This window comes from Corynebacterium drakensteinense (assembly GCF_041224285.1).
Lineage (GTDB): Bacteria > Actinomycetota > Actinomycetes > Mycobacteriales > Mycobacteriaceae > Corynebacterium.
In genome coordinates this window covers 91878-109387 of the sequence record NZ_JAXOFP010000003.1, presented here as the reverse complement: position 1 = coordinate 109387, position 17510 = coordinate 91878, and the positions used below count along the sequence as shown (strand labels likewise).

12 protein-coding genes and 3 tRNA genes are annotated in these 17510 nt (G+C 57.8%); all 15 read left to right on the top strand.

The annotated features are described in order from the left end of the window. Window positions 1-62: 62 nt before the first annotated feature. The 15 genes from U1140_RS03095 (at window position 63) to U1140_RS03025 (ending at window position 17238) form a co-directional block, all read left to right on the top strand. Window positions 63-135, top strand: a tRNA-Thr gene (locus tag U1140_RS03095). Window positions 136-178: 43 nt separating this feature from the next. Next, window positions 179-250, top strand: a tRNA-Met gene (locus tag U1140_RS03090). A 120-nt stretch (window positions 251-370) separates the two neighbouring features. Beyond that, window positions 371-446 (top strand) — tRNA-Trp (locus tag U1140_RS03085). An 84-nt stretch (window positions 447-530) separates the two neighbouring features. Then, window positions 531-863: a preprotein translocase subunit SecE gene (gene secE, locus U1140_RS03080; protein WP_369845997.1), complete on the top strand. Its 333-nt coding sequence runs from the start codon at window positions 531-533 to the stop codon at window positions 861-863. A 117-nt stretch (window positions 864-980) separates the two neighbouring features. Beyond that, window positions 981-2009 carry a transcription termination/antitermination protein NusG gene (gene nusG, locus U1140_RS03075; RefSeq protein WP_369845996.1) on the top strand — a complete coding sequence of 343 codons (1029 nt, stop codon included), beginning with the start codon at window positions 981-983 and terminating at the stop codon, window positions 2007-2009. A 276-nt stretch (window positions 2010-2285) separates the two neighbouring features. Continuing rightward, entirely contained in the window at window positions 2286-2735 is a 450-nt protein-coding gene (gene rplK, locus U1140_RS03070; RefSeq protein ID WP_369845995.1) for a 50S ribosomal protein L11, read from the top strand. Between the two features lie 85 nt (window positions 2736-2820). Beyond that, window positions 2821-3531 (top strand): 50S ribosomal protein L1, encoded by a 711-nt coding sequence (rplA, locus tag U1140_RS03065; protein WP_306516156.1) that lies wholly within the window; start codon window positions 2821-2823, stop codon window positions 3529-3531. A 263-nt stretch (window positions 3532-3794) separates the two neighbouring features. Then, window positions 3795-4286 (top strand): YbaN family protein, encoded by a 492-nt coding sequence (locus tag U1140_RS03060; protein ID WP_369845994.1) that lies wholly within the window; start codon window positions 3795-3797, stop codon window positions 4284-4286. Between the two features lie 66 nt (window positions 4287-4352). Next, window positions 4353-5933 (top strand): phytoene desaturase family protein, encoded by a 1581-nt coding sequence (locus tag U1140_RS03055; RefSeq protein WP_369845993.1) that lies wholly within the window; start codon window positions 4353-4355, stop codon window positions 5931-5933. A gap of 290 nt (window positions 5934-6223) precedes the next feature. After that, window positions 6224-6745: a 50S ribosomal protein L10 gene (gene rplJ / locus U1140_RS03050; protein WP_239211948.1), complete on the top strand. Its 522-nt coding sequence runs from the start codon at window positions 6224-6226 to the stop codon at window positions 6743-6745. A 132-nt stretch (window positions 6746-6877) separates the two neighbouring features. Continuing rightward, complete coding sequence (rplL, locus tag U1140_RS03045) at window positions 6878-7264, top strand: 50S ribosomal protein L7/L12 (protein WP_049148393.1); 387 nt, start codon at window positions 6878-6880, stop codon at window positions 7262-7264. Between the two features lie 507 nt (window positions 7265-7771). Continuing rightward, on the top strand, window positions 7772-8314 hold the full coding sequence (locus U1140_RS03040; RefSeq protein WP_369845992.1) for a flavodoxin: 543 nt from the start codon (window positions 7772-7774) through the stop codon (window positions 8312-8314). A 93-nt stretch (window positions 8315-8407) separates the two neighbouring features. Further along, window positions 8408-9412, top strand: coding sequence for a cell envelope lipid trafficking protein PgfA (gene pgfA, locus U1140_RS03035; protein WP_369845991.1), 1005 nt, complete (start codon window positions 8408-8410; stop codon window positions 9410-9412). Window positions 9413-9664: 252 nt separating this feature from the next. Next, window positions 9665-13159: a DNA-directed RNA polymerase subunit beta gene (gene rpoB, locus U1140_RS03030; protein ID WP_369845990.1), complete on the top strand. Its 3495-nt coding sequence runs from the start codon at window positions 9665-9667 to the stop codon at window positions 13157-13159. An 83-nt stretch (window positions 13160-13242) separates the two neighbouring features. Next, window positions 13243-17238 (top strand): DNA-directed RNA polymerase subunit beta', encoded by a 3996-nt coding sequence (locus U1140_RS03025; RefSeq protein ID WP_369845989.1) that lies wholly within the window; start codon window positions 13243-13245, stop codon window positions 17236-17238. Window positions 17239-17510 lie beyond the last annotated feature (272 nt).

Here is a 17510-nt window from a genome sequence, read left to right as displayed (position 1 = left end):
TGAGGCTTCAACGGAGCGCAACAAAGTAGATCGAAAGACTGCACAGTTGGTTTCGAGGCTGCGCCCCCTTAGCTCAGTCGGTAGAGCGTTTCCATGGTAAGGAAAAGGTCGACGGTTCGATTCCGTCAGGGGGCTCTGTTGCTGTTTAGGGTCGAACACCTTAAACGTTGCAACACCAGGCGGTGTAGCTCAGTGGTAGAGCATACGACTCATAATCGTTGTGTCGCGGGTTCAATTCCCGCCATCGCTACTGGGATTTTTCCCATAACCTCAAGCCTTGCACTGACCGGATTGCGGTCTGCTAAGGTGAAGGATGCTGTAAAGCTCGTTGCACCTTCGGGTGTAGCAGATCTGCTAAACAGCAACCTCTAGGGGCGTGGCGCAATTGGTAGCGCAACGGTCTCCAAAACCGTAGGTTGCAGGTTCGAGTCCTGTCGCCCCTGCCATAATTTTCATGAGGTCATTCACTGAGGCCATTCCAAGGCCGTTCGAGGGTATTGACCACTCGAGGACACTGAGGAGTCATTGACGTGAGTGAAGAGAACAACGCTGCCGGAGGTCCAGCTCGTCCAGTCGGTAAGCGTCAACGCTCCGGCGCCTCCACTACTTCTAGTGCTACCTACGAAGCTAAACGCGTCGTCAAGGTTGACAATTCCTCAGTTCGCGACGATAAGCCTGGCGGCGGCCCAGCCCGTTTCGTTCCGGAAGTTGTTTCGGAAATGGGTAAGGTCGTTTGGCCTACCGCAAAGCAGATGGTGCAGTACACCATTGTCGTTTTTGCGTTCCTCTTTGTTTTGACCGCACTCGTCTGGAGTATCGACACAGTCGCCAGCATGGGAGTTGAAGCCGTCCTTACCCCTTAGGTATAATCGCTTCATATCAGGTTGTGATCCCGCTTGTCCCTCGATGGATAAGCGGGATAATTTATGAGCGCAACCAGTCCACAACACCATTCACCCCAGGTACAAGGGAGCGCTACAGTGAGCGAAGATACCCAGAACAACGAAGATCAGCAGAACAGCAGCGACGTATTCGACGACGTCACCCCAGAGGTTGCCAAGGCCAGCGAAGCTGCCGAGCTGGCCGCAGAAGAAGACCGTGAATCGCTTGGCGACGGCTACGATGCCGACTCCACCGATTTCGCCAAAGATCACGAGGAAGCACTCAAAGCCGTGGGCGCCGACGAACCACAGTTGCCAGAAGAATCTGCTAGCGACGACGGGCAACAGTCGGGCGATACCGCGGCCACAGAAGACGGCACCGCGGCCGGTTCTGCAGCTAAGGCTGGTGCTGATGCAACTGGATCCGAGAATGCCGTCGACAATTCCGTTGACAATTCCGCCGAGGCAAACGAAGAGCTCGACGAGGATGCCGCTTACCGTCGCCGTCTGCGCGAATTCACCAGGGAACTGAAAAAGCAGCCTGGCCAGTGGTACATCATTCAGTGCTACTCCGGCTACGAGAACAAGGTGAAAACGAACCTGGATATGCGTATCCAGACTCTCGAGGTGGAAGACTCCATTTTCGACGTTGTTGTCCCGATCGAAAACGTCGTGGAGAGCAAAGACGGCAAGAAGAAGATCGTGAAAAAGAAGCTTCTTCCTGGCTACGTGCTGGTACGCATGGACATCAATGACCGCGCATGGTCGGTTGTTCGCGACACCCCTGGCGTGACGTCGTTCGTCGGTAACGAAGGTAACGCCACCGTCGTCAAGACCCGCGAGGTTGCCAAGTTCTTGCTGCCAAAGACCACCGAAGCGCGCGAAGAAAAGCCAGCGCAGGCAGAGCAAGAGCAGGTTGCTGCCCCACAGAAGCCTGCTGGCTCCGGTATCAATCACGACTACGAGGTAGGCGAGGCCGTCACCATTCTCTCTGGCGCTCTGGCGTCGGTTTCTGCGACGATTTCCGAGATCGATCCGGAAACCGGCAAGATGCAGGCTTTGGTTTCGATCTTCGGTCGTGAAACCCCAGTTGAACTCACTGCGGATCAGGTCGAGCGCATCATGTAGCTTGCGTGGCTGTCGGCGCGAACCTGAAGGCCTGCGTGAGTTTTGGGCAAGTGCCCGCAGTACAGTATGCTAGATCTTCGTGTGTGCGCAGCCGAGGGCACTTTTGTGTGACGCTATACCGTCCATAGTGTGGGGCTATGCAGCCCGCAATCCTTGTCTGTAGAGCACGCACCCAAGAACTACACATCCCCGGTTGCCGGTGAAGACCGGAATCCGGACAGCTGCACCGTTATTCATCGTGGCGGTGCACTGGCACCACGGAATTGAGGTAAAACGATGGCTCCAAAGAAGAAAAAGAAGCCAGCAGGCTTTATTAAGCTGCAGATCCAGGCTGGTCAGGCGAACCCTGCACCACCAGTCGGTCCTGCCCTGGGTGCCCACCAGGTCAACATCATGGAGTTCTGCAAGGCTTACAACGCTGCCACTGAAGACAAGCGCGGCGAAGTAATCCCGGTAGAAATCACTGTCTACGAAGACCGTTCCTTCGACTTCAAGCTGAAGACCCCACCTGCTGCCAAGCTGCTGCTCAAAGCCGCTGGCGTGCAGAAGGGCTCCGGCGTTCCACACATCGAGAAGGTCGGCACCGTTACCTGGGAACAGTGCAAGGAAATCGGCAAGACCAAGTTCGAAGACCTCAACGCTCGTGACGAGGAAAACGCTGCCCGCATCATCGCTGGTACCGCTCGTTCCATGGGTCTGAACGTCGACGGACACCCAGACGCTTAAGTCTGCACCGGCCACATTCCACCGTGGCAGAGCCAGCTCCGGCTCGCTGACCACGACAATCCCAACCTCATAAGGAATTGAGAAAATGAGCACCAAGTCTAAAGCTTTCAAAGAAGCAGCAACCAAGATCTCCCGCGAGCACCTTTACCGCCCACTAGAGGCAGTAAAGCTGGCCAAGGACACTTCCTCGAAGAACTTCGACGCCACCATCGACGTCGCTATGCGCTTGGGCGTTGACCCACGCAAGGCTGACCAGCTGGTTCGCGGCACCGTCTCTCTGCCAAACGGCACTGGTAAAGACGTTCGCGTTGCTGTTTTCGCTGCCGGCGAAAAGGCCACTGAAGCTGAGCAGGCTGGCGCCGACATCGTTGGCGTTGACGAACTGATCTCCCAGGTCACCGAAGGCAAGATCGATTTCGACGTCGCTATTGCTACCCCTGACCAGATGGCAAAGATCGGCCGTATCGCTCGCGTTCTGGGTCCACGTGGCCTGATGCCAAACCCAAAGACCGGTACTGTTACCAACGACGTCACCAAGGCCATCAAGGAAGTTAAGGGCGGTAAGATCTCCTTCCGCGTCGACAAGGCTTCCAACCTGCACGCTCTGATCGGTAAGGCATCCTTCACCGAGCAGGCTCTGGCTGAGAACTACGGCGCACTGTTGGATGAGGTCCTGCGTCTGAAGCCATCGGCTGCCAAGGGTGTTTACCTGAAGAAGATCACCGTTTCTTCCACCACGGGCCCAGGCGTTCCTGTTGACCCATCGGTACAGAAGAACTACACCGTAGAGGCCTAAGCAGAAAACTATCATTTCTACGGGCATAAGGCCGTTGGCCTGTGATCGTCGGAATGAGCATTTCTTTCACCCACCTTCACTCCCCGATATTCGGGGTAGCGGAGGTGGGTTTTTCGCGTACGCGTAGTGCTAGCGACAGCACTCTAGAATTTCCGGAATTGTCCGCGCTCTAACTAATTCTGCTTTGTCCGCGCGCTATCGAACTGTGTTTTATTAGGCTTGCCTGGATAAAGCCCCCGGACGTGCGTATCCTTGGTGGTGCTATGCGGTATCTATATTTGGCCTTGGGCCTGCTGTGCATAGGGCTCGGCGTGTTCGGCGCGGTGGTACCTTTGGTCCCAGCAACCCCGTTTGCGTTGCTGTCGTTTTTCTTTTTCACCCGTAGCTCGCGACGCTTGGAATACTATATTCTGCACCGCTCACCGCTGCGTAGCTACATTATTGATTTCTACTCTGGATCCTTAAGCCGCCGTCGGCGGATCTATATCATCGCCACCGCGTGGGCATCAATGGCGCTATCGACGTTACTGGTGGGCAAACTGTGGTTCGCTCTTATGATGGTGTGTATCGCGATTATCGCTGCCACCGTGATCTGGCGACGGGAACCCAAACCAGAAAAGGTCACCCGCTTTTGGCGTCGCTACGAAGAATCTGCGCGTTATTACTCGGCCCGCTCTGGCTCGTCGAGCTCTCGCTGCAGTCACGAATCCGAGAACGTAGAGGCCACGACCAAGACGGAACCGCGCAACGCCTAGGTTCCCAGATAGGGCGGGGACTAGACTTGACGGGGCCCAAACTTGACGGAGGCCTAGACTTATTACATGACCTCCGGTCCCGATCAGTTTCCGCGTGCACATGATTTTCCGTATGGCTTTTCGACAGCGCAGAAAGCGCTAGGTGGGGAGTCGACGCAGGCCTCCTCCGCGAATTTTCCCGAGCCGCGTCGCGTTGCGATCATCGGTGCGGGCCCGAATGGCCTGACCGCCGCCGCGATATTGGCCCAAGCGGGCTGCAGGGTGGAAATTTTTGAAGCGGCCGACGACATAGGGGGATCGGCACGCACTCATGCTGTTTTCGGACCGGGTAGTGCTGTCGATTTTGGTGCTGCTGCTCATCCATTTGGCGTTGTCAGCCCAGCATTTCGGCAGCTTGGCCTGGAGAACTACGGCTTGGAGTGGAAACACCCGGATTATCCGATGGCACATCCGCTTGTCGACGCTCCGGCGGCCATCCTGCACCGGGATCTTGCGACTACTGCTGCGCAATTTTCGGCCCACGATCGGCGCATGTGGCATCACCTGCACGCACCGCTAGCCAATGACGTCGACAAGCTCATCACTTCGGTGTTGCCGGTGAAGATGCGCCATCCGCTCGCGTTGGCACGGCTGGGCGTGCGTGGTGCATGGTCGGCGCGGGCGTTGAGCTCGCGCTTGCTTGCCGACGAATCAGCTCGCGCCTTGCTGGTTGGTTCGTCCCTGCACGCAATTCGTCCGCCTAGTCAGCCGGGCACCGCTGCGTTCGGTTTGTTGTTTAATACCCTGGGAATGACAAGCGGCTGGCCTGTTGTTGCAGGTGGAACCGGCCAGCTGTGCCAAGCGCTTGCGCGTGTGATTAAACAGCATGGTGGGCAGATTCATACTGGTAACACGATCTCAGACCTTTCGGTATTTGCAAACTTTCACGCCGTGATCAGCACCCAAACGCCACGGCAACTGCTGGCCTGGAAGGGGTTGCGGTTGTTCACGATGCGTGTGCGAGGTCTGCGGCGCTGGAAATACGGCACCGCGGTGCACAAGATCGACTATTTGCTTGACGGCCCAGTGAGGTGGGATGACCCGCGGGTCGCGGGTGCCGGGACCGTGCATGTTGGCGGATTAGTGGAAGAAATGCACCGTGCAGAAAAGCAAGCGGCGGCAGGGAAATTGCCTTCGCGCCCGTTCGTGATGGTCTGTCAGCAGCAGGCAGCAGATGACAAGCGATACGTCTATAGCAATGGCGCGGGTGTTGGTCCCGAACGCCATATTCTGTGGACGTATGCCCATGTCCCGCACGGTTATCAGGAAAAATACCCAGGAGAAGTCGCGGGTGCTGTGGAAGCGCAGATTGAACGTTTTGCACCGGGGTTTTCTGGGCAAATAATCGAGCGAAAACAGACCGCTCCGGCAGAGTTGGAGGCGGCAAATGCCAACCTCGTCGGCGGTGATATTGCTGGTGGTGCGATGAGCTTGGGGCAAATGCTGCGGCAACGCCACACTGTAGGCGCGCTGACGGCAAACCCAGCGGCGCCGGTGCTGCTGGCCAGCGGGGCAGTGTTGCCAGGGGCCGGGGTACACGGAATGGCAGGCTGGCGTGCAGCACAAACGCTTTTAAGAAAATTTGGCGGGAATCAAAATGCATGGTAGTGTTCCCCGTGAAGTTTGAACGGCTATATTGCCGTGCTCAAGTTTCACCGAAGACCGTCGGTTATCCGCTGCGCGGATCGAAGGTCAAAGCGCATCATAAGGTGTGGCTGAGACGACCTACGCAGGAGACACTTGTGCATCCCAACCTGGAAGGTTGTGTGCGCCCTGTGCTCTTGCACGGGGCTTTTTTGTTGTCGAAGTGCTAACCCGAAAGGGGATGGCAAAGACCGAGGACAGGGAAGTCTCGTGGTGACACCACTAGGATGTATCGAAAGGAGGCGTGAGTAACCATGGCAAACCCGAAGAATACTGCGGAGCTTGCAAAGCTGAAGAACAAGTTGGCCGAGGCTGATTCGGTTGTTCTGACCGAATACCGCGGTCTGACCGTTCCGCAGATTTCCGAGCTGCGTGACCAGCTGGGTTTCGATGTTGAATACTCCGTCGCCAAGAACACCCTTCTGAAGATTGCCGCTAACGACGCGGGAATCACTGACCTTGACGAATACTTCCAGGGCCCAACCGCTATCGCCTTCATCAAGGGCGAGGCTGTTGATGCCGCGAAGGTATTCAAGAAGTTCGGCTCCGAGCACGACGCACTCGTCGTCAAGGCCGGCTACATGGACGGCGGCGCACTGAACGCCGACCAAGTCAAGGCACTGGCTGACCTGGACAGCCGCGAGACCACTCTCGCGAAGCTGGCAGGCGCTATGAAGGGCAACTTGGCAAAGGCTGCAGCCGTGTTCAACGCACCTGCAACCAAGATGGCTCGCCTCGGCGCTGCTCTCGAAGAGAAGAAGCAGAACGAAGGCTAAAAACCACCAGGGGCTGGCCGTCGCACTTGCATAACAAATTGTGTTTGCCGACGACGCGCCGGAACCAACGACACATTGTGCACTGTTAAGCGCTAACGCGCAGAACACGCAACTATAGAAAGGAAGCCTGACATGGCTAAGCTCTCCAAGGACGAGCTCATTGAAGCGTTCAAGGAAATGACCCTGATCGAACTTTCCGACTTCGTTAAGGAATTCGAGGAAGTATTCGACGTTGAAGCTGCTGCTCCAGTAGCTGCCGCTGCTGCTCCAGCCGCTGGTGCTGGCGAGGGTGCCGCTGAAGAGAAGGACGAGTTCGACGTTGTCCTGACCGATGCTGGCGCTAAGAAGATCGGCGTTATTAAGGCTGTCCGCGAAATCGTTTCCGGCCTGGGCCTGAAGGAAGCCAAGGAACTCGTAGAGTCCGCTCCAAAGGCTATCATCGAGGGCGCTTCCAAGGACGACGCCGAGGCTGCAAAGACCAAGCTGGAAGAAGCAGGCGCTTCTGTCGAGCTGAAGTAGTCTTTACTACCTCACGCATTCCTCATTCCGTCGCGAGCCGGTAAAAGCTCGCACCATACGCTAACCCGCGGGTGTACCATTTCGGTGCCCCGCGGGTTTCGTTATGCGCAGGTTATGTGCGGGTTATGCGACAAACAAGGTTTGCTCTTGAGCTCGGTGTTGGGTTGGACCTGAGCGCGCTGCTGCGTGCGGTGTTGAGGCTGGCCCTCAGCTTGGTGCAGCACATGGCACAGAGCCTGGCGCAAAGCCCAAGCAGAGCCTGGTGCCGGGAAGCTCGCGTGAAGTATTGCGTGGAGAATTGCGTGACGAACAATCGGATTTATCACAATCCTACTTTCGAACGATATGTTCGCGTCCTAAGGAGTAATTTGGGGTTTATGGATGACGCTCATTGTGGCGCCCACTGTGAAGGCCCAGTGGCGCTCACTGTGAAAGCCCAGTGGCGCCCCCTGCAGCGCATCGTTGGCAGCTAATTTTCTTTGCAACCCCTAGGCCGAAAGGACTCCCATGACTAACCCCACGACCAGCACCCTGCTCGTATTTTTCTCCCGCACAGGCGAAAATCTTTGGAATGACGGCACCCGGGTCCTGGAGGTTGGCAACACCCACCGCCTCGCCAAGATGATCGCCGAACGCATCGACTGTGATAGCTACGAAATCACACCCGCCGAGGCTTATTCCGACGACTTCTCTACGGTCGATGCCGTTTCCGCTAAAGAATTGCGTAATGACGCCCGTCCAGCAATCGCCGGTGAGCTGCCGGACGTCGCCAAGTATGATCGCATTCTTGTCGGGTCTCCGGTGTGGCACGCTGAGCTGCCGATGATCATGCGGACCTTCTTCGAAGCCACCGACGGTCTGGCGGGCAAGGAGGTCTACCCATTCGTGACGTTCACCGGCGGATCGGGTGCGGCATTTTCCGTTGTGGAAGCTGCCTGCCCACAAGCCACTGTGCACCAGGGCTTGGGTGTACGCGGTGAAGACGTTGCAGACTCTGCCGAAGACGTCGACGCCTGGGTTGCGGTCGAATATCGCGGCGAAGATATCTAAGTCGTCGGCTGCTACGCACCGGACGGTCGGCGAACCTCCACGGCTGGCAGGAGGTCCCAGCCCTGGAAATGATGATGCGGTAAACTGCGATACATGCTGCCTGCCTCACGCGTTTTGTCTGCCATTGCGATCGGCATTGGTTTAGCGCTGCTGGTGGGCGCCGGGTTGGCCCCGCGTTATTTGCACATTGATTCGCGGCTCCCGTTGGATGTTGAGCACACTACATTCCGGCTTGTCGACGAAGAAACTGGTTACCAGCACCAACTGCACTGGGATCTCCTCGAACCAGCGGATGCGGAATCGGTGTCGGTCCGGGTGGGATCGTCGACTTTGCGGGAATCCGGGTCGGGCGAGCCTGCTGAGCTTGTCGACGCCGAGGTCTGGGCTTTTGATCTCGATCGCATCTCGGGGCAGGCGTTGAGTACTGCGCAGTTATCGCACACTTTGGTTACCCCCGCCGCGCATGTTGATATCGCCGGGCAATGGCTGAAATTCCCAGTCGATGCAGAAAAAACGAATTATGAAGTCTTTGATCCCACCCTGCGCGAATCAGCTCCCGCGGCGTTTCAGGAAGTCGTGACAGTCGACGGCGTCGAGTTGTACCGCTATCGGCAGGTGATTGAGCCGGTTAACGTCGCGACGAAATATGCGGACCAGCGCAACACCAAGCGTGAGGAAGTGCTTGCGCCAGAAGACCCAGCCCCAGAAGACCCAGCCCCAGAAGATCCAGCGGCAGAACCTGCCGAAGAAGACCAGTCTCCAGAACAACCCGCGATGGTTCCCGGGCGGCAGCTCTACCTGCACCACGCAGCTACCCGTGACTTTTTCGTGCACCCGCGCACCGGCATGATCGTAGACCTACACGAAAACATTGATGACTACTACGCCACCGGCGAAGGCGAGCGTGTGGAAGATGCCGTGGTATACCAGGCGCAATTGGCCGCAGAAGACGTCGACAAGCTCATCGTGCAAGCGGAATCGTTTGCCAATGCGGACACGGTGAACACGATTCGCTATATTGTGTTGGCAGTGGGGGCAGTGATCACGCTTGTGGCGCTGATTGGGGTGTTTGGCGGTTTCCGTCGGCGCAGCCATTAACGCTTGAGCGTTCTCAGAGCCATAGGGCAGGACTTTACAAAATAAGCAAATTGCAATAAACTGCTACGTTGCGCTGGATCCTGAGGGCAGGTGTGTATTTGAGCCTTGTTAATTTTCGTGAAAACGTTCACTTGACAAGGTGATTTTATGCTATCTGATCACGGGAATCCACAGCAATAAAAGATGCTAAAAAATACCAGCGGTTGTGGGGCAGTCACATGCCAGAGTGGCTGAATCTCGCTTCCGCGTGAGGTGCTGGAAGGACCCATCTTGGCAGTCTCCCGCCAGACCAGTTCAGTGGCTAATATTCCCGGAGCCCCGCAACGGTACTCGTTCGCGAAGATTGACGAACCGATCGCCGTCCCGGGGCTTTTAGACCTACAACGAGACTCTTATGATTGGCTCATTGGTACGCCGGAATGGCGTGAACGCGAACAAGAACGTCGCGGTGCCGATGCGCAGATTACCTCGGGGCTCGAGGATATCCTGAATGAGCTTTCGCCGATCGAGGATTACTCCGGCAACATGTCTCTTTCGTTGTCTGAACCACGTTTCGAGCCGGTGAAAAACACCGTCGACGAGGCGAAAGAAAAAGACATTAACTACTCCGCACCACTGTATGTGACTGCGGAATTCATTAATTCCGATACCCAGGAGATCAAGTCCCAGACTGTCTTCATTGGCGATTTCCCAATGATGACGGAAAAGGGCACGTTCATTGTGAACGGCACCGAGCGCGTGATTGTTTCCCAGCTCGTGCGTTCGCCTGGTGTCTACTTTGACCGCTCTATCGACAAGTCCACCGAGCGTCCGCTGCACGCCGTGAAGGTCATCCCGTCCCGCGGTGCGTGGCTGGAATTCGACGTCGACAAGCGCGATACCGTCGGCGTTCGTATTGACCGTAAACGTCGCCAGCCGGTGACTGTTTTGCTGAAGGCGTTGGGCTGGACAGAGGAAAAGATCCGGGAGCGTTTCGGCTTCTCGGAGCTGATGATGTCCACCTTGGAGGCCGACGGTGTTGCTAATACCGACGAGGCTTTGCTGGAGATTTACCGCAAGCAGCGTCCAGGCGAGCAGCCTACCCGGGATCTGGCACAGTCGCTGCTGGATAACTCCTTCTTTAACCCGAAGCGCTACGACCTCGCACGCGTTGGTCGCTACAAGATCAACCGCAAACTGGGTTTGGGCGGCGACCACGACGGTCTGATGACACTGACCGAAGAAGACATCGCTACCACCTTGGAATACTTGGTGCGTCTGCACACCGGCGAACGGGAGATGCAATCGCCGGACGGTCAGCACCTGATGCTGGATACCGACGATATCGACCACTTCGGTAACCGTCGTCTGCGCACCGTCGGTGAGCTGATCCAGAACCAGGTTCGCGTGGGTCTTTCCCGCATGGAGCGCGTCGTGCGCGAGCGCATGACCACCCAGGATGCAGAGTCGATCACCCCGACCTCGCTGATCAACGTTCGTCCGGTGTCTGCTTCGATTCGCGAGTTCTTTGGTACCTCCCAGCTCTCGCAGTTCATGGACCAGAACAACTCGCTGTCGGGGCTGACCCACAAGCGTCGTTTGTCCGCGCTGGGCCCAGGTGGTCTGTCGCGTGAGCGCGCCGGCATTGAGGTTCGTGACGTTCACCCTTCGCACTACGGCCGTATGTGTCCGATTGAAACTCCCGAAGGTCCAAACATTGGTCTGATCGGCTCGCTGGCGTCCTACGCCCGCGTGAACTCTTTCGGTTTCATCGAAACGCCATACCGCAAGGTCGTCGATGGTCGCGTCACCAACGAAGTCGAGTACCTGCCAGCGGATGCAGAAGATCGTTTCTCCATTGCGCAGGCTGAAGTCCCGACTTCTGAAGACGGCACCATCACCAGCGACCGTATCGAGGTTCGCCAGAAGGACGGCGATATCGCCGTGACCACTGCCGACGGTGTGGATTACGTCGACGTCTCTCCACGCCAGATGGTCTCGGTCGCTACCGCGATGATTCCGTTCTTGGAGCACGACGACGCTAACCGTGCACTGATGGGTGCCAACATGCAGCGCCAGGCGGTCCCTCTGGTCCGCTCCGAAGCGCCATACGTTGGTACCGGCATGGAATTGCGTGCTGCTTACGATGCCGGCGACGTCGTCATCACCCCGAAGGCTGGTGTCGTCGAAAACGTCTCGGCTGACCTGATCACCATCATGGATGATGATGGCATCCGCGATACCTACATGCTGCGCAAGTTCGAGCGCACTAACCAGGGCACCAACTACAACCAGACGCCACTGGTCAATATCGGTGACCGCGTCGAGGCTGGCCAGGTGCTTGCCGACGGCCCAGGTACCCACAACGGTGAAATGTCGCTGGGTCGCAACATGCTGGTTGCGTTCATGCCATGGGAAGGCCACAACTACGAGGACGCGATCATCCTGAATCAGTCCATCGTGGAAGACGATTCCCTGACCTCGGTGCACATTGAAGAGCACGAGATCGACGCCCGCGACACCAAGCTGGGTGCTGAAGAAATCACCCGCGAGATCCCGAACGTCTCTGAGGACGTTCTGCGCGACCTCGACGAGCGCGGCATCATCCGCATCGGTGCTGACGTGCGCCCAGGCGACATCCTGGTCGGTAAGGTCACCCCAAAGGGTGAAACCGAGCTGACCCCAGAAGAGCGCCTGCTGCGCGCCATCTTCGGTGAAAAGGCCCGCGAGGTTCGCGATACCTCGATGAAGGTTCCGCACGGTGAAACCGGCAAGGTCATCGGTGTGGCTCGCTTCTCCCGCGAAGACGACGACGACCTGTCGCCAGGCGTTAACGAGATGATTCGTGTCTACGTCGCACAGAAGCGCAAGATCCAGGACGGCGATAAGCTCGCCGGCCGCCACGGCAACAAGGGTGTGGTCGGCAAGATCCTGCCACCAGAAGACATGCCATTCATGGAAGACGGCACCCCGGTTGACGTCATCCTGAACACCCACGGTGTCCCACGTCGTATGAACATTGGTCAGGTTCTGGAAATCCACCTGGGCTGGCTGGCGCACGCCGGTTGGAAGGTTGATCCTAACGATCCACAGAACGAACAGCTGATCAAGACCCTGCCGAAGGAGCTTTACGACGTTCCTGCGCACTCGCTGACCGCCACCCCGGTCTTCGACGGCGCATCGAATGACGAGGTCTCCGGCCTGCTGGCTAACTCCCGCCCGAACCGCGATGGCGACGTCATGGTCGACCGCCACGGTAAGGCCCGGTTGTTCGATGGTCGCTCCGGTGAGCCATTCGAGCACCCAATTTCGGTCGGCTACATGTACATCCTGAAGCTGCACCACTTGATCGACGAGAAGATTCACGCTCGTTCGACTGGTCCTTATTCCATGATTACCCAGCAGCCACTGGGTGGTAAGGCACAGTTCGGTGGCCAGCGCTTCGGTGAGATGGAGGTGTGGGCAATGCAGGCATACGGTGCGGCCTACACCCTGCAGGAGCTTCTGACGATCAAGTCCGACGATGTGGTTGGACGTGTGAAGGTCTACGAGGCGATCGTGAAGGGCGACAATATCCCAGATCCGGGTATCCCAGAATCCTTCAAGGTCTTGCTCAAGGAGCTGCAGTCGCTGTGTCTGAACGTCGAAGTTCTTTCTTCCGACGGCACCCCGATGGAGCTGTCTGGCTCTGACGAGGACGACGAAGCTGGACCATCGCTGGGCATCAACCTGTCCCGCGATGAAGGTGCAGCTGCAGACCTCTCCTAAACGGCAAACCAACGCCGAAATACCTAGTAAGTCCTTAATAGTAATTGCAATCCCTCCTTCATCGGAGGGGAAAGGGCATTTACGTGTTTGACGTAAACCTCTTCGACGAACTCCGCATTGGTCTTGCCACTGCCGACGATATCCGCCGTTGGTCTAAAGGCGAGGTCAAGAAGCCGGAAACCATCAACTACCGCACCCTGAAGCCAGAGCGCGACGGCTTGTTCTGTGAGCGCATCTTCGGCCCAACCCGCGACTGGGAGTGTGCCTGCGGTAAATACAAGCGCGTGCGCTACAAGGGCATCATTTGTGAACGCTGTGGGGTCGAGGTCACCAAGTCTAAGGTTCGCCGTGAGCGCATGGGCCACATCGAGCTCGCTGCCCCGGTAACCCACATCTGGTACTTCAAGGGCGTACCATCCCGTCTGGGCTACCTGCTGGACTTGGCGCCGAAAGACCTCGAGCGCATCATCTACTTCGCGGCGAACATCATCACCTCGGTGGATGAGGAGGCTCGCCACAACGACCTTTCCACTCTGGAAGCAGAAATGCTGTTGGAAAAGAAGGACGTTGAGGACGACACCAACTCCGAGATCGCTGAGCGTGCGCAGAAGCTCGAGCAGGATCTCGCCGAGCTGGAAGAAGCCGGTGCCAAAGCCGACGCCCGTCGTAAAGTGCAAAACGCTGCAGAAAAGGAAATGCAGCACATGCGCGAGCGCGGTGAGCGCGAAGTAGACCGTCTGGACGAGATTTGGAACCACTTCGTGAAGCTGGCTCCAAAGCAGATGATCATCGACGAGACCATCTATGAAGAACTCGTCGACCGCTACGAGGATTACTTCACCGGCGGCATGGGTGCTGAGGCCATCCAGACTCTGATCCGGAACTTCGACCTGGAAGCCGAAGCGGAAGAGCTGCGCGGCATCATCAACGAGGGCAAGGGCCAGAAGAAGATGCGCGCCCTGAAGCGCCTGAAGGTCGTCGCTGCGTTCTTGAACTCCGGGAATGACCCTGCCGGCATGGTGCTGGATTCCATTCCAGTTATTCCGCCGGAACTGCGCCCAATGGTGCAGCTGGACGGCGGCCGTTTCGCAACCTCCGACTTGAACGACCTCTACCGTCGCGTCATCAACCGCAACAACCGTTTGAAGCGCATGCTGGATCTCGGTGCGCCGGAGATCATCGTCAACAACGAAAAACGCATGCTGCAGGAATCTGTAGACGCGCTGTTCGATAACGGTCGCCGTGGCCGCCCAGTTGCTGGTCCAGGTAACCGTCCGCTGAAGTCCCTGTCTGACCTGCTGAAGGGTAAGTCGGGTCGTTTCCGCCAGAACCTGCTGGGTAAGCGTGTGGACTACTCCGGCCGTTCGGTTATTATCGTCGGTCCGCAGCTGAAGCTGCACGAGTGTGGTCTGCCGAAGTTGATGGCGTTGGAGCTGTTCAAGCCATTCGTCATGAAGCGCCTGGTGGAAAATGACTACGCGCAGAACATCAAGTCCGCTAAGCGCATGGTGGAACGCCAACGCCCAGAGGTCTGGGACGTTCTGGAAGAAGCTATTTCCGAGCACCCAGTGCTGCTGAACCGTGCACCAACCCTGCACCGTCTGGGTATCCAGGCCTTCGAGCCGAAGCTGGTTGAGGGTAAGGCCATTCAGCTGCACCCGCTGGCCTGTGAGGCTTTCAACGCCGACTTCGACGGCGACCAGATGGCAGTCCACCTGCCATTGTCCGCCGAGGCCCAGGCCGAAGCTCGCGTGCTGATGCTGTCGTCGAACAACATTCTTTCGCCAGCATCCGGTAAGCCATTGGCGATGCCTCGTCTGGACATGGTCACCGGTCTGTACTTCCTGACTATGAACAAGCGGGCTGACGAGCAGGGCGGCGAAGGCCGTTACCAACCTGCCGACGACAACGGTCCGGCGCAGGGTGTCTACTCGTCGTACGCGGAAGCCATCATGGCTCGCGACCGTGGCGTGTTGGGTCTGCAGGCTCCGATCAAGGTGCGTATCTCGCACTTGCGTCCGACGCCCGAGATTGAGCAGGAGCAGTTCCCAGACGGTTGGCAGCGTGGCGACACCTGGCTCGCGGATACCACCTTGGGCCGCATCATGTTCAACGAGCTGCTGCCGTGGGATTACCCATACCTCGAAGGCGTCATGGTCCGTAAGGGCGGCGGCGAGGAGAAGGTCCTGCTTGGCGACGTCATCAACGACCTTGCCGTCAAGTACCCAATGATCTCTGTCGCGCAGACCCTGGACAAGATGAAAGATGCCGGGTTCTACTGGGCAACCCGTTCCGGTGTGACCATCACCATGCACGACGTTTTGGTCCTGCCAAACAAGACCGAGATTCTGGAATCCTACGAGGCCGAGGCCGAGCGCATCGAGCGCAAGTACTGGGAGCAGGGTGCGCTGACCGAGCGCGAGCGCTACGAGCGCCTGGTTGAGCTGTGGAAGGACGCCACCGACAAGGTTGGTTCGTCTGTCGAAGAGCTCTACCCAGACGACAACCCAATTCCGATGATCGTGAAGTCGGGTGCGGCCGGTAACATGCGCCAGATCTGGACGCTGGCCGGCATGAAGGGCATGGTTGTGAACTCGAAGGGTGACTACATCACCCGTCCGATCAAGACCTCCTTCCGTGAAGGTCTGTCGGTTCTCGAGTACTTCAACAACTCGCACGGTTCCCGTAAGGGTCTGGCCGATACCGCGCTGCGTACCGCAGACTCCGGTTACCTGACCCGTCGTCTGGTCGACGTCGCCCAGGACGTTATCGTCCGCGAGGAAGACTGTGGCACCCGCCAGGGCGTGCGTGTCCCAATCGGTGAGCAGATCACCGATGACACCTACGCGGTACACGAGCTGTGGGAGACCTCGGCATCCGGTCGCGTTGTGGCCACCGATGTTAAGGACGCCAACGGTGAGGTACTGGTTGCCGCCGGTGCCGACTTGACCGAGGAAAACACCAAGAAGCTTGTCGACGCAGGCATCACCGAGATCAAGGTTCGTTCGGTACTGACCTGTCAGACCCCGGCTGGTGTTTGCGCGAAGTGCTACGGCAAGTCCATGGCTTCCGGCAACCTGGTTGATATCGGCGAGGCCGTCGGTATTGTGGCTGCCCAGTCGATTGGTGAGCCTGGTACCCAGCTGACCATGCGTACCTTCCACCAGGGCGGTGTCGGTGGCGACATTACCGGTGGTCTGCCACGTGTCCAGGAGCTGTTCGAGGCCCGTAACCCGAAGAACCGCGCTCCAATCGCATCCGTTGCTGGCGAGATCTCCCTGTCTGATGAAGGAAACTTCTGGACACTGACGATCCACCCAGACGATGGATCCGACAACGTCGTCTACGAGAAGCTATCGAAGCGCCAGGGCCTGGCCCAGGTACGTCGTCCAATGGAATCCAACCCGGATGCCATGATCGAGCGTGCACTGCGCGACGGCGACCACGTCGAAGTCGGCGAGCGTTTGCTCCGCGGTGCCGCCGACCCGCACGATGTTCTGGAAGTACTGGGACGTCGTGGCGTCGAAAAGCACCTGATCGACGAAGTGCAGGCGGTGTACCGCACCCAGGGTGTGGCTATCCATGACAAGCACATCGAGATCATCATCCGCCAGATGCTGCGTCGCGGTACCGTCATCGATTCCGGTACCACCGCCTTGCTGCCGGGCAACCTCATCGACCTTTCCGAGGCGAAGCAGGTCAACGCGGCACAGGTTGCAGAAGGCGGCCAGCCTGCCGAGATGCGTTCCGAGATCATGGGTATCACCAAGGCTTCCTTGGCTACCGAATCCTGGTTGTCGGCCGCATCGTTCCAGGAGACCACCCGCGTGCTTACCGACGCTGCTATCAACAAGCGTTCGGATTCGTTGATTGGTCTGAAGGAAAACGTCATCATCGGTAAGCTCATCCCGGCTGGTACCGGTATCAACCGTTACCGCAACATCACCGTCAAGCCGACGGAGGCTGCTCGCAACGCGGCGTACTCCATCCCGACTTACGGCGATTCCATCTACGGCGACGACGGCTACAGTGACTTCACTGGCGCTTCCGTCCCATTGGATGAGACTTTCGAGCTATAACCGGCGGCTCGCTTCCTGCAGCAGGCGGCTAGTCGCCGCTAACAGGAGGCATGCCTCGCAGTGCTAGCGCATTGTTGGCCCTATCCCATTTCGGGGTAGGGCCTTTTTGCATGCTGCGGCTGTCTTGGATTCTAGGGGTCGGCCTGCTCAGCGCGCTCAGCGAATTGCCAAAATAGGTGATGCTGCCCATAAGCTCTTGGCAAAGTTTTTGCCAGGGTATAGCGTGTAACGGTCTTAACAAATAGAACTTGCGCGCAGCGTATCGGCACTAA